11 protein-coding genes are annotated in these 12,836 nt (G+C 58.1%); 1 reads left to right on the forward strand and 10 read right to left on the reverse strand.

Annotated features, from left to right (window positions below):
• The first annotated feature begins 165 nt into the window (after window positions 1-165).
• On the forward strand, window positions 166-1,179 hold the full coding sequence (locus L861_RS01970) for a GlxA family transcriptional regulator (protein ID WP_081645786.1): 1,014 nt from the start codon (window positions 166-168) through the stop codon (window positions 1,177-1,179).
• 41 nt (window positions 1,180-1,220) lie between these two features.
• On the opposite strand, the gene L861_RS01975 is transcribed toward L861_RS01970, so the two are convergent.
• From L861_RS01975 to L861_RS02025, 10 genes are all read right to left on the reverse strand, one after another.
• A complete protein-coding gene (locus L861_RS01975; RefSeq protein ID WP_016414859.1) occupies window positions 1,221-2,525 on the reverse strand; it encodes a TRAP transporter large permease in 1,305 nt (434 codons plus the stop codon).
• Window positions 2,526-2,537: 12 nt separating this feature from the next.
• Window positions 2,538-3,053, reverse strand: coding sequence for a TRAP transporter small permease (locus tag L861_RS01980; protein ID WP_016414860.1), 516 nt, complete (start codon window positions 3,051-3,053; stop codon window positions 2,538-2,540).
• Window positions 3,050-4,081 carry a TRAP transporter substrate-binding protein gene (locus L861_RS01985; protein ID WP_027947969.1) on the reverse strand — a complete coding sequence of 344 codons (1,032 nt, stop codon included), beginning with the start codon at window positions 4,079-4,081 and terminating at the stop codon, window positions 3,050-3,052. The genes L861_RS01980 and L861_RS01985 overlap by 4 nt, the downstream gene beginning before the upstream one ends.
• Window positions 4,082-5,690: 1,609 nt before the next feature.
• Window positions 5,691-6,125, reverse strand: a complete 435-nt coding sequence (locus tag L861_RS01995; RefSeq protein WP_016414864.1) for an REP-associated tyrosine transposase — start codon at window positions 6,123-6,125, stop codon at window positions 5,691-5,693.
• A 415-nt stretch (window positions 6,126-6,540) separates the two neighbouring features.
• Window positions 6,541-7,809 carry a type II toxin-antitoxin system HipA family toxin gene (locus L861_RS02000; RefSeq protein WP_016414865.1) on the reverse strand — a complete coding sequence of 423 codons (1,269 nt, stop codon included), beginning with the start codon at window positions 7,807-7,809 and terminating at the stop codon, window positions 6,541-6,543.
• Window positions 7,806-8,138: a helix-turn-helix domain-containing protein gene (locus tag L861_RS02005; protein ID WP_016414866.1), complete on the reverse strand. Its 333-nt coding sequence runs from the start codon at window positions 8,136-8,138 to the stop codon at window positions 7,806-7,808. Before L861_RS02005 ends, L861_RS02000 begins: the two co-directional genes overlap by 4 nt.
• 173 nt (window positions 8,139-8,311) lie before the next feature.
• Window positions 8,312-10,318: a YjbH domain-containing protein gene (locus tag L861_RS02010; protein WP_016414867.1), complete on the reverse strand. Its 2,007-nt coding sequence runs from the start codon at window positions 10,316-10,318 to the stop codon at window positions 8,312-8,314.
• Between the two features lie 118 nt (window positions 10,319-10,436).
• Entirely contained in the window at window positions 10,437-11,219 is a 783-nt protein-coding gene (locus tag L861_RS02015; protein WP_016414868.1) for a capsule biosynthesis GfcC family protein, read from the reverse strand.
• A gap of 37 nt (window positions 11,220-11,256) precedes the next feature.
• A complete protein-coding gene (locus L861_RS02020; protein WP_161629075.1) occupies window positions 11,257-11,811 on the reverse strand; it encodes a YjbF family lipoprotein in 555 nt (184 codons plus the stop codon).
• 104 nt (window positions 11,812-11,915) lie between these two features.
• Entirely contained in the window at window positions 11,916-12,152 is a 237-nt protein-coding gene (locus L861_RS02025; RefSeq protein WP_016414870.1) for a hypothetical protein, read from the reverse strand.
• Window positions 12,153-12,836 lie beyond the last annotated feature (684 nt).

The following is a 12,836-nucleotide window of genomic DNA, read 5'->3' on the forward strand; positions in this document are numbered from 1 at the left end:
TGGAGCTGCCGCATGATGGAACGTCATACAAAGGTAGCGATCGTCTAGACTCGAAATAATATTTCAAATGCGATCGACTATCAAACATAAAATTTGACCTCTCCATGATATAAAAAGGAGGTGGCTGTGGGGGCACATTTCTCAAGTTTGTTGAAAAACAAGAATATGGTGTATATCGAACCCGATGGTCCTTTTCAGCCGGCTTCGGAAGTGAGGCGTGTGGCCTTTCTGTTGTTGGAGAACTTCTCGATGATGGCTTTCACCGGGGCGCTCGATGCACTTGTGACCGCCAATCTGATGCGACCGGCCACTGTCTATGAAGTATTGGTGGTGGGTAGTAATGGAGGCGATACGGTGCTTTCCGATCTGGGCATCGATATCTCGGTTGATTGCCAGCTATCGCAGCTCGACGAGAGGCAGTTGGACATCCTCGTTCTGTGTGGTGGCCTGCGAGTGCAGCCACGTGCCACTCCTGCCATACGTTCCAAGCTGAGAACCGCCGGTAACGCGGGAGTGGTGCTCGGCGGGCTATGGAATGGTGCCTACTTCCTTGCCGAAGCCGGGCTGCTGGATGGTTACGAGTGCGCCTTCCATCCGGATGGCCGAGCGATGATGATGGAAGAATTTCCCAATGTGGTGGTTTCCAATCGTAGTTTTGTACTGGACAGGGATCGGGTCAGCTGCGCAGGCGCCAGCAGTTCCTTGAACATGATGCTCGAGGTGGTCAAGAACGATTGCGGCCTGGAATTCGCCAGCGCCATCGAGGAGGTGCTGAGTTGCGACAAGATGGCGGAAGTCATCGACGTCTCGGTCTGCAGTGTCGACCGTAATCCTACCCTGCCGGAACCTTTGAAAACCGCGCTGCAATTGATGCGAAACAATATCGAGGAGCCATTGTCGATGGTGGAGATCACCGAGTGTGCGGAGATCTCCAGACGCCAACTCGAGCGGCTGTTCTGTCACCATGTCAATGCCAGCCCTTCGCGCTATTACCTGGAATTACGCTTGACCCACGCTCGGCAGTTACTGCAACAAACCAACAAGTCCATTGCCGAAATCGCGGTTGCCACGGGCTTTGTCAGCATCTCTCACTTCCGTCGCTCTTTTCACCAGCTGTTCGATATTTCCGCAGGACGTTTTCGCAAGATGTTTCAGGAATTGGACAGGGCTTCAGCGTAATACACCATTACACGGCTGACCGTGCAATGGCGGTACGTTTTTCAGCTGGCAAGCAGTGTGGGCAGCCATAGGGCAAGGCTTGGCCACACGCTGATCAGCGCAGCGGCCAGACACATCAGCAGGAAGAAGGGGGCCGATGCCCAGGCCACTCGTCCAATGCTCTCACCGGTCATGCCCTGGAGCACGAACAGGTTGAAGCCGACGGGTGGGGTGATCTGCCCAAGCTCTACCATGATCACCAGGAAGACGCCGAACCACAGCGGGTCGAAGCCTGCGAGTATGACGATGGGAAGGGTGATGGGTAGGCTCATCACGGTGATCGAAATGCCGTCGAGAAATAGTCCCAACACGATGTAGAACACCGCTAATGCCATGAGCAGGGCCATGGGTGAGAACTGTTGCGCGGCGATCCAGGCTGCCAGTTCCCGGGGCAGGTGCAGGTAGCCCATGGCGGTGGAGAGCAGCATGGCGGTGACCAGCAAGCTACATACCATGGTGGCACTGATCAGGGTGCCTTTGAGGGCATCGAGCAGCATGGGGAAGGTGAGCTGACGCTCCAGGGCGAGCAAACCCAGGGTGGCGGCCACGCCGACGGCGGCGGCTTCCGATGGCGTGGCGATACCTGAATAGATCGAACCGATGACGATGGTAATCAGGACCACTACCGGGGTCAGTAGCGTAATGGCTTGCCAGGTTCCCACTTCGTTTCCCGTTTGTCGGGGGGCGAGTTGTGGTTTCATCATGCTGCGCAGGACGATGAAGCCGCTATACAGCAGGGCGATCAACAGGCCAGGTACCACGCCGGCCATGAACAGTTTGCTGATCGAGACTTCTGCCTGTACGCCGTAGACGATCATCACGATGGATGGCGGAATCAACAGCCCCAGGCTACCCGCGCCGGCCAGGGAACCGATCGACAGGTTGCGGTCGTAGCCGCGGGTGGCGAGTTCGCGGGTGGTGATCTTGCCGATGGTAGCCGTGGTAGCGGCACTGGAGCCGCTGACGGCGGCAAATAATGCACAGCCGAACACATTGGTGTGCAGCACGCCACCGGGTAAGGGACGCGTGAGTGGTGTAAGCCCCTTGAACAACCGCTCGGACACATTGGAGCGGAAGATCAGTTCACCCATCAGGATGAAGAGTGGAATCGCGGACAGTTCCCAACTGTTGCCGGCGCGGTAGAGAATCCGCGAGAAGATCAGCCCGATGCGGTCGAGGTCGAAATCTCCCAGCCACCATAGCGACCCCATGGCGGCGATCACTAGGGCGGCGAAGACCCAGGTTCCCATGGCCAGCACTGTGATCAGCAGTGCCGCCACACCAATGGCGATCCATACCATGTCCATAGTCGATGATCCTCAGTCTTGTTGTGTCGCCGGGTGGGTATGGTGTGAGCGCTTGGTGACAAGCTGCAGGCTGCGAACTACCAGTGTGAAGCACAGCAGCCACAGGCCGAGCAGCACGATGCCCTCGGGAATCCATAACGGCGTTTCGGACAGGGTGTCGCTGGTGATGCCACGCTGATAGCTGCGAACCACGTTCTGACACCAGAACAGCGATAGCCAGCCAAAGGCCCCGAAGCTGGTCACGGCGATCAGCAGTTCTAGCGGCCAGTGCCATTTCTTGGGCAATCGGTCGAGAACCAGTGCAACACGGATCAGTCCGTTCTTCTCCAGGACATAGGGCAGACCGAGAAAGGTCATGGCGGCGACGGCATAGCCGATGTATTCATCGAGGATGAATGTCGAGTGCCCGAACAGCCGCAATACGATCTCGAGGATGATGTGCCCGAACATGTACAGGATCAGCAGAATCGCGACCCCTGCCGCGAGGCGGTTCAAGCCTCGCGACAAGGTAACCAGCCAACCGATCATTGGGTTTGCCCGTTATGGAAGGCGTCGAGGATCTCCTGGCCGCGCTCGCCCATGGTGTCTTGCCAACCACTGACGACCGGGCTTGCGGCATCCGCCAACGACTGTTGGAAGTCGGCAGGGATGGGATCATGGATCGTTACACCGTGCTCGTCGAGGGTGGCGTAGTTGCTCTGGGTGCGTTCGCGCACCACTTGCCAATTGTGTTCGTCGGTACGGCGAGCCGCTTCGCGCAGGGCTTCCTGCTGATCCTCCGGGAGGGATTCGAAGGTATCGCGGTTCATGTGCACCATGTTCAACGGGATCGCGTACTGGATACCGCTGAAGTGCTGCTGGTGCTCCCAGAAACTGGCATTGGCGCCAGCTTCGGCGGAAGTGAGTACGGCATTGATGCCCCCGGTGGCTAGCTGTGGAACCACATCGGCCCAGGAGAGGCTGACTGGGGCTGCTCCCGCATTGAGCAGGGTTTCGGTGCCACTGCGGTCGAAGGTGCGGATCTTAAGATTCTGGAGATCTTCGCCGGAGGTGACGGCGTCACGTGACCAGATGCCGCTTGCCGGCCAGGGCGAGGCATAGAGCAGGACCTGGTCGTTGTCCTCGAACACTTCGTCGTAGTAGGGGCGTGCGATCTCGTACAAGCGATGGGCTTCATCGACGCCATTGACCAGGAAGGGGAGCGAGGAAAGCAGGAAGAGGGGGTCGATACCGCTCATGGTGCCCGAGAGAGTGTCGGCGATTTGCACAGCGTTGTCGGCTACGGCATAGAAGTGGTCACCGGATTTGAAGCCTAGCGCACCTCCGGTATGCAGCGTAATGTCGACTTCGCCGTCGGTCAGTTCGCTGACCTGCTCGATAAAATAGGCATCACCCTGGGCGTGGATCGAGTTGGCATTGTATTCGTTGGAAAAATCCAGGCGTGTGGCCGCTTGGGCGGAGACGGTGATACCAAGGCACAGAGCGAGTCCGAATCCAGGCAGTGCAAGTGGGGAGCGCATGGAGCGAATCGCTGAGGCGAGGTTAGAAGTAGGCATTGAGGGACTCCGGTTATTGTTAGCTCTTTAACAGTCCCTCATTTCCTTTCGTCTGCGGCTGCCCATTTGCGACCTATCGGGCATTGTTTGCGTCTAGGGGCTCGAACCATGCCCCTGACACGACCAAGTCGACCTGGCGGCCGGATCGTGCAGAAAATCTGCACTCCCACGGGGGGTGGGTGGCTCGGGCGAGATGGGAGCGAAGCTCCGCTTCGCGATGACGGTGGCTTGCTTCCAATGCCGGCCTGGCGGCCGGATCGTGCAGCAAGCTGCACTCCCACAAGGGCTGGAGGTGGCACGGGGTTATGGTGGGAGCGAAGCTCCGCTTCGCGATGATGGTGGCTTGCTTTCAATGCCGGCCTGGCGGCCGGATCGTGCAGCAAGCTGCACTCCCACAAGGGCTGGAGGTGGCACGGGGTTATGGTGGGAGCGAAGCTCCGCTTCGCGATGATGGTGGCATGCCTCCAATGCCGGCCTGGCGGCCGGATCGTGCAGAAAATCTGCGCTCCCACGGGGGCTGAGGTTGGCACGGGCGAGGTGGGAGCGAAGCTCTGCTTCGCGATGACAGTGGCTTGCTTCCCATGCCGGCCTGGCGGCCGGATCGTGCAGCAAGCTGCACTCCCACAAGGGCTGGAGGTGGCACGGGGTTATGGTGGGAGCGAAGCTCCGCTTCGCGATGATGGTGGCATGCTTCCATACCGGCCTGACGGCCGGATCGCGCAGAAAATCTGCGCTCCCACGGGGGCTGAGGTTGGCACGGGCGAGGTGGGAGCGAAGCTCTGCTTCGCGATGACAGTGGCTTGCTTCTCATGCCGGCCTGACGGCCGGATCGTGCAGCAAGCTGCACTCCCACGGGGGCTGGGGGTGGCACGGGGTTATGGTGGGAGCGAAGCTCCGCTTCGCGATGATGGTGGCATGCCTCCAATGCCGGCCTAGCGGCCGGATCGCGCAGAAAATCTGCGCTCCCACGGGGGCTGAGGTTGGCACGGGCGAGGTGGGAGCGAAGCTCTGCTTCGCGATGACAGTGGCTTGCTTCCCATGCCGGCCTGACGGCCGGATCGTGCAGCAAGCTGCACTCCCACGGGGGCTGGGTGGCTCGGGCGAGATGGGAGCGAAGCTCTGCTTCGCGATGACAGTGGCTTGCTTCTCATGCCGGCCTGACGGCCGGATCGTGCAGCAAGCTGCACTCCCACGGGGGCTGGGTGGCTCGGGCGAGATGGGAGCGAAGCTCCGCTTCGCGATGAGGGTGGCTTGCTTCCATACCGGCCTGACGGCCGGATCGCGCAGAAAATCTGCGCTCCCACGGGGGCTGAGGTGGCGCGGGGTATTGTGGAAGCGAAGCTCTGCTTCGCGATGACGGTGGCTTTGCCTCCATACCGGCCTGCGCCGGATCGTGCAGCAAGCTGCACTCCCACAGGGGCTGGAGGTGGCACAGGGTTATTGTGGGAGCGAAGCTCCGCTTCGCGATGAGGGTGGCTTTGTTTCCAATGCCGGCCTGGCGGCCGGATCGTGCAGCAAGCTGCACTCCCACAAGAAGGTGGCATGGGGTTATGGTGGGAGCGAAGCTCCGCTTCGCAATGAAGAATGATTCTCAACACGTACTGGCAGCTTATAGCCACACAGCATTCCAGTATGGGTATTGGCCAATATCGTTAACCAAACCAGCCCTTAGAGGATTGGCCACTATGTACCTGGCGGTAGCCTTTAGTTCGCTTTCCTGCCTGATAGCATGATCGTGAAATCCTTGCTGCCAGAATGTGGTGCCGATATCCAATGACACTTTGGCTTTATAGATTCTGACTAGCTTCGATATCTCGCCAGACAGTTGTATCAACCAATGTACATGGTCTGGCATAACGACATAGCTGAGGGTTTCGCCAAGTTGGCTTACCGCAGGGGAGTAGAGGTGTCGGCAGGCAATGCGAGCGTTTCTCGCTGGGAGAAACCAAGGATGGCGGTTTTGTGTGGCCATCGTTATCAGGTAGTAATGTCCCTTTATCGAACGTCGCCCATTTCTAAGTGCATGACTGCGAGGATATGGCATATCGGCTTCCTTACCGAGAATTAATTAGGTTAACGCAGATTGATCGCGCAGAAAATCTGCATTCCCACAGGGGCTGGAGGTGGCAGGGGGTTATTGTGGGAGCGAAGCTCTGCTTCGCGATGACGGTGGCTTGCTTCCATACCGGCCTGACGGCCGGATCGTGCAGCAAGCTGCACTCCCACAGCGGCTGAGGTGGCGCGGGGCTATTGTGGAAGCGAAGCTCTGCTTCGCGATGACGGTGGCTTTGCCTCCATACCGGCCTGCGGCCGGATCGTGCAGCAAGCTGCACTCCCACAGGGGCTGGAGGTGGCACAGGGTTATTGTGGGAGCGAAGCTCCGCTTCGCGATGAGGGTGGCTTTGCTTCCAATGCCGTCCTGTTGGCCGGATCGCGCAGCGGTGGGGGTATTACATTTCCTATTCCGGGGCAGTATCAATGCGCCATTCTGGAGGTAACTGCCGCCAGTGGGCTTTCAATAGTGCCTGATGTTCGGGCAGCATGGGGCTTTCTACTAGGAGCTTTGGCCAGAGGTCTCGGGCGCGCCGCATGGTGTCGTTCAGCGCTACGCGAATCGATGCCCAAGGAATGCCAACGGTTTTGGCCCAGTCTTTGAAGTCCTCCTCTCCAATTCGATACCAGTTCTTGTGCCCATTGAGGTTGAGGGCGATTTCCTGCTCATCGTCGATATAGGCTTTGGTCATGACGATGTCGTAGGCAGGGGAAAGCACGGGCGTACGCTGGTCAGGGTAAAGGAAGCTCCAGTTCTTGAGATGGGCATCGCCATTGGCCAGGAGAACATTCACCAACAAGCGACGAGCGAATTGCTGGATGTTAGCCAATCCATCTTGGGTATAGGCCCTGAGCAGTTTGCCGATCTGCTCGTAGTTGGTGGCTCCGTACTTGTCGTGTGGGTAGTGAAACAGGACTTGCGCCAAGTCTTCGGTGTGCTGACGCACTCCATTCAACCGGTCGAATCGCTTGATGGCATAGACCCATTCTTCCTCAGGTAAGCTGATGGGGGGGAGTCCCTCCAAGTCGCCCAAGGTGGCGAGTCGAACCTCGGGAATCTCGATGCCGCCGGCTTCGGCCAATTGCATGGCGGTAAACTCATTGACGGGTACGCCGCGATGGCGTGTTGATGGCGTCTTGATGATCCAGTCGCCCAAGGTGTCGGCATGGTTGAAATGAAAGCGCCCCTCTCGCTCTCGCACCGAGAATTTCATCTGAATGCCGGCCAGGGAGAATCCTTGCCCTGGCCGGTGAGTTCGTTTGACTGGTGTGATATGGGTTCTGTGGGCGAGTACATGATCGGGAATATCTTCAGCGGCCAAAGGAGTTGCCACCACGGCACCCGGAAGATCCTGACCGAGCTGCGATAAGAGTGGAAACTCGTTGTCGGGGTGTACTTTCAGTGTTTGTGCCAGCCAGTCGCGTAACGCACCTTCTGGTAGTAGATTCGAAAAGTAGGGGTGAAGTCTTTGCTGGCGGATCCACGGGGATGCCATGACTTGGCTGGCACGCGGAAAAGCCGGATGGGTGGTTAGTGTCAGGGTTGGTCGTTGGGGATCTTGGCGATAATGCTCATTGAAGACCATGACATTGCGGCCGCTCTGGTATCCCGCTAAATAGCCGACATGGGTATCGTGCAAGCGGATCTCCAGAACTTCCACTGTTTCGGTCTTCATTGCTCATGCCCCGGTGTGTCGTCGGTATCATCCAATAGACCGTGCCAGGGATCGACATCAGGGGATGGGGCCTGGCGTGATATCTCCGTGGCTTCTTCGAGCAGCCGTTGCACGATGTGTACTTTGTCACGTGGGATCAGCATGAGTTCGGCATTGAGGCCTTCGGCAACGAGGGACAGGTTGTCCAGCCTTGGATTGCCATGGGCTTCCAGGCGCTGATATTGCTGGCGTGACATGCCGATACGGGACTGCATGTCGTGCTGCGTCAAGCCTAGTTGACGCCGTCTTCGCTTGATCTGGGTATAAAGGTCCATGAGCGATGGCAACATATCCGTTTCTTTATTGGCAGAATAGAAACTTTTATGTTGCCCATCAAGGTGGTTAGCAACTTTTTTGTTGCTGTTTGCTAAACCGGCCTGACGGCCGGATCGCGCAGCAAGCTGCACTCCATAGAGGAGTGCAGCCTTGGATGAGCTTGCCTGCCTGGTAGCGGTGTTTTCTTTTACTCCCAGGCGTCGTTGGTTTGGTCCCAGTAGTGGCCCATCTGCCGCTCTCCGGTAAGGTCGTAGAGTTCGTAACGGCGGTGCAGTTTGGCGCCACCGTCGCGGGTCAGTGGTTGCCAGGCCAGCCGCATCCGGCTTCGGCTAGAGGTGGTGAAGAAGGCGTCGACGGGCAGTGACAGGTAAACCCCTTTGTCGAAGCTGCCTTCACCGTAGTCGTCGCCGGCATCGGTGAAGGTAGCCCAGGCGCCCATCCGTACCCCGGAGTCGAATTCTCGCGAGAGGTCGAAGGTGGTGCCGATGTCCTTGGCCAGGTAGCGGCCGATGCTGACCTTGGCCAGCACATCCTGGATACCTGTCTCCATGTAGGCAGTGAGGTGGCCGGTCCAGGTGCTGTAGTCGCGTAGGTCGAAGCGTTGGTCGAACTCGCGCTGCCGCACGTAGTTGAGGTCGGCGCCCAGGGCGAAGGGGCTGTTGAACGGGCGATAGAGCACTTCGCCGCCAACGCCGGCGTACATCATTTCCAGCAGGCCGCCATATCCCATGGCGTACCAGTTGTCGTCTAGCTTGGCGGTGCGTGTGTATTGCAGGTTGATCAGCCCCAGGTCGGCTTCGTTCAGGTAGTCGCCGATATGGGTTCGCACCCGCGGCAGTTCGGAAGGGCCGATATATTCGTATCTGTCGAGATTGTCGTCGAAGGTCCAGGTCAAGGTGCCGGCAAGCCAGCCGTTGCGATCGGTATGGTATTCGGCATCCGCTTGCAGGTAGAGCCGATACAAGTATCCATCCGGCCCGCCGAAGTTTTGGTCCAGCCCTGGCCCCAGGCTGTAGCGGAAGCGATTCAGCGGTTCCTCATATAATACCTTGCCACCGCGCTGGGTGTCCGCTTGGGAATAAACGCTGTAGCGGTAGTCGTTCTCGTCTTCCGCGGACTGGACGGCGGCAACGAATTTGTCGCGCTGTTGCACGTCTTCGCGTAGCGACATGCCTGCTGCCTGCCAGCGGTAGCGGAAGGTTTCGATGTCGTCATCGGTGTAGTTGTGCAGGATACGGTTGGCGCGACCGGTGGTCTTGGGCATCGAACGGAAGCGCGTGGGTTCTCCTTCGATCAGAAGGGTGTCGTCCTGCTCGATGATGCGTGCTACGCGTACACCGGCGTTGGCTTGGAGTTCGCGGCTGGCGGCCTGCCAATCGCCGGTATGTTCGCTGGGGGCCGATTGAAGTTCCACCGGGGCTGGGTCGCGTTTGATCTGGCTGAGTCCGGAGAGGTTGGTGCCGAAGCTGATGCTGGCCATGGCGGTGTTGCCGCGTTGCCAGCCCAGCCCAAGCGTGAAATTGTCGTTCAGTTGGTAACGGGCACCGAAGTTGAAGGGGGAATCCTGCGTCAAGGGCGATGCGGCCGGTTCGTTAGCATAGTCATTACCTTCGTATTCCAACTGCAGGATCAGTGGTTCCCAAGGAGTCTGGTATTCGACACCACCAAACACGCTGATAGGGCCGCGAAACAGCTGATTCAGTCCAAACTCCCCGGTTTGATCTATCCCCTGTTGATCGGGCCGATTCTTGAATCTGTCACCCAATAACGACAGGGGGTTGTCGATGTCTCCGCGTTTGCCGAGGTAACCCCAGCCTAGCCCCAGGCTGAAATCGAAGTCACGCCAGCGTTTGCTGGCGACCAGGTATTCACCACCGAACAACGAAGTACCACCGGCGTCACGCAACCCCAAGGCAACTTGCGGCAGGTAGCGACTCTCCTTCCATAGGCGAAATTTGGCATCCATCCCTTTGTCGAGGTAATTGCGATCGGAGGATGCCGTGAGGAAGGGGCGACCTTCTATCGCTACATAGCGAAAGCCGGCTTCCAGCCAGTCGAAGGGCTGAAGGCTGACGTTGTAGCGGCGATAGGGAGCGGTGCGGCTATAGGAGAGCGAGAACTGGCCTGCAGGGGCCATGCGGGCGGTCGGCGTCTGCATCAGGCCCACACCACCGAAATCGCTTTGCTCTTGCATGAAACCGTTCGCTCTCGTCTGAGGCGAAGATAACAGGCCGATCAGCAGCAAACTGGTAAGCAACGTGCCGGGAAATGCCGTCGAACCGTCAATAATGCCGAACGTGACTTGTGAAAGCCTATTGGACGTCGTCATGTGCGGTATTCTGATCCGGGGTGTAAAGGGTGCAGTCGTTTCCGGGCAGTCGAGCCGCCAGGTAAAGAGGCAGATGCTCGTTGATCCAATGCGTCGAGTGATTATCGGTAGGTAGCTCGATGACGATACGACTGCCTGGCGTCAGGGGAATGTCTTCTTCGTTCCAGGCGGCGATGCCTTGAGTCTGTATGGTGCCGCCGGGCGTGATGACCTTGGCGTTATCGGCGCGGCGATAAGCTTCATTGGGTATACGCTCGAGGGATTCGATCAGGCGGCTGCCGGCCTGCCAGTCGAGTTGGGTCACCCCCATGAAACTCCAGATCTCGATCCCGTCAGGAGTACGACAGGCACCATAGGAGTCCAGCGACGATAACCGTGGTGCAAGCCGTGGGTTGGCGGTCAGCAATACCAAGTCGGCGCGTGCCGGCGTACGCATGGTGGCGGGCTGCTCGAGGCGTTCTTTCCATTTGGCCAAGCCCTTGGCGAGGTCGTGGGTACCGGCTTGATGCTGGTGATTGATCTGGAAGGCCAATTCCTTTTGCAAACGCAAGCCCTGCCATTCCAAGGCATCGATATCGGAACGGCGTAGATAGAAGGCTTGACCTTCGGGAAGCGTCTCGAGAGACAGCCAGGCATCCAGCAGGGTAGGGGCGTCTTGCTGGGGCGCCTCGGCGGCCAGCGGTCCTGATATCGCCAAGGCGCATAGACAAGGCAACCATTTGGCGAGCTTGAAACAAGGGATGGGGAAGAGCGTCCTGCTCAGCATTGTTTCCACGAAGTCGTACTCTTGTCTGGGTTTCGACCTACCACCAGGGTCGAGCGACTTGCCACTCGAGGCGGGCAGCGCCTGGCCAGGCTTCGATATCACCTGCCCATAAGCGTTGGTCGTTTGGATCGCGCCAAGTGATATTGCGGCTGCTGTCACCGTTGGACCATTCCACCCGCTCTTCACAGCGCTGTAGTTCGAGAGTCGCCAAGGGAAGCTCCTCCGCCTGTGCTGCTTCACAACGGCGGCTGACCTGGCCTGACAGATAGTGTTCATTACCGTCGCTGTCACGCCAATGACTACTGACAGGATGGCCGCTGTCGCTAGCGGCCCACTGTTCTGTCGATGGATAGGTCAGGCTCAACAACTCGGCATCGAAGCCTGCCGTGCTATAGGGAAACCCTTGGCGCAGTTGCAGTGTGGCGCGGTCTTGTGCTTGCCACATCGTGTCCGTGCCCACTTGGTAGGCCATGACCATCAATGCTTCATTGCCGTTCATGCCGGCAGTCAATGAGGCATAAGGTAGGGCTTCGGCGTGAGCGCTAAGCTCTTCGCTTTGACCAGGCAACAGGGCAAGTAGCTGGGGGGCCATAGGGGCGCTGCCAATGCCATGCGTGGAGCATCCGGCCAACCACCAGGTCAGGCACGACAAGACCGCCAATTGGCGGCCTTGTCGATTTGGTTTGCCAAACAGCATCAGTTGGCGGCAGCGCCGGTGCCCGTGCCAGTACCGGTGCCGGTACCAGCCCCAACACCAATGCCGGCAGCGATCGCCCCAGCCAGGGCAGTACCGGTCAACGGCCCGGTAGCGATGGTCGCCGCGGTACCGCCAGCGGCGCCGCCTGATGCTACGACACCTGTCGCCGACTGGGCCAATGCCAGCGGAGACAACAGCATCGAAGCGATTCCAATGGAAGCAAGAATCTTCTTCATTGGATTTATCCCTCCCTCAATGAATGTTCTGAGTTAGTCGGATTTACTGAACGCCAAGCATAAAAGACACAAGACGCCAGTGATGATCATATGGACATGAATGTTTATATGCCAAGACTAAAGAGTTATCCGTTTGTTAAATTTTAGTGAATAACGGTAGTCATATGAGTGCTATCTATTGTGCAAAAAAAGCGACACAAAAGTGTGGCATCGCCTTCGGCCACCAGGCGCCTCGTGACAGCATTAGAGGGATGGAATCTCTGTCCCGTTAGCTGGTTTACCGGTCTATTCGATAGCTCTCGCTGGCTGGTTCGCAGTCGTTATATTCGACTGGGTATCTAGAATTGGATGGTGGAGCCGACCAATACATCTTGCAGTATCGGTGAGAACACTGCAGTGCACAATAAGAATGAGATTTCATCCCCAGTTGGCTTCGGATCCTCTTGTATTTTGAATACATTCCTCTCGGCGATCGTGATGGTTGTCTCTGAGGGTGCTGCCGGTGTGAGGGGCATTGAAGGCAGGCGAGCGCCGATATGAGCGCTCCACCTACCGTTTAAATGTCTTTACTGATGTTCCTTCCAGTGCGTCTGACGAAGGGCCTCCCGTCGAGCACATTCTGCGCAGCATGGCTTCTTCAGCCCAGCATCGTGACCTTTCATCGGTATATTAAGAAATGTAGTT

The sequence above is a fragment of the Litchfieldella anticariensis FP35 = DSM 16096 genome (assembly GCF_000409775.1).
GTDB classification, from domain to species: Bacteria; Pseudomonadota; Gammaproteobacteria; order Pseudomonadales; family Halomonadaceae; genus Litchfieldella; species Litchfieldella anticariensis.

Excerpts from the sequence above, each read along its gene's own strand:
- L861_RS02010 (WP_016414867.1), bottom strand. The coding sequence starts at position 10,318 with ATGCAAGAGCAAAGCGATTTCGGTGGTGTGGGCCTGATGCAGACGCCG.
- L861_RS02020 (WP_161629075.1), bottom strand. The coding sequence starts at position 11,811 with ATGGCCCCCCAGCTACTTGCCCTGTTGCCTGGTCAAAGCGAAGAGCTT.
- L861_RS01980 (WP_016414860.1), bottom strand. The coding sequence starts at position 3,053 with ATGATCGGTTGGCTGGTTACCTTGTCGCGAGGCTTGAACCGCCTCGCG.
- L861_RS02025 (WP_016414870.1), bottom strand. The coding sequence starts at position 12,152 with ATGAAGAAGATTCTTGCTTCCATTGGAATCGCTTCGATGCTGTTGTCT.
- L861_RS01975 (WP_016414859.1), bottom strand. The coding sequence starts at position 2,525 with ATGGACATGGTATGGATCGCCATTGGTGTGGCGGCACTGCTGATCACA.
- L861_RS02000 (WP_016414865.1), bottom strand. The coding sequence starts at position 7,809 with ATGAAGACCGAAACAGTGGAAGTTCTGGAGATCCGCTTGCACGATACC.
- L861_RS02015 (WP_016414868.1), bottom strand. The coding sequence starts at position 11,219 with ATGCTGAGCAGGACGCTCTTCCCCATCCCTTGTTTCAAGCTCGCCAAA.
- L861_RS01995 (WP_016414864.1), bottom strand. The coding sequence starts at position 6,125 with ATGCCATATCCTCGCAGTCATGCACTTAGAAATGGGCGACGTTCGATA.
- L861_RS02005 (WP_016414866.1), bottom strand. The coding sequence starts at position 8,138 with ATGTTGCCATCGCTCATGGACCTTTATACCCAGATCAAGCGAAGACGG.
- L861_RS01970 (WP_081645786.1), top strand. The coding sequence starts at position 166 with ATGGTGTATATCGAACCCGATGGTCCTTTTCAGCCGGCTTCGGAAGTG.
- L861_RS01985 (WP_027947969.1), bottom strand. The coding sequence starts at position 4,081 with ATGCCTACTTCTAACCTCGCCTCAGCGATTCGCTCCATGCGCTCCCCA.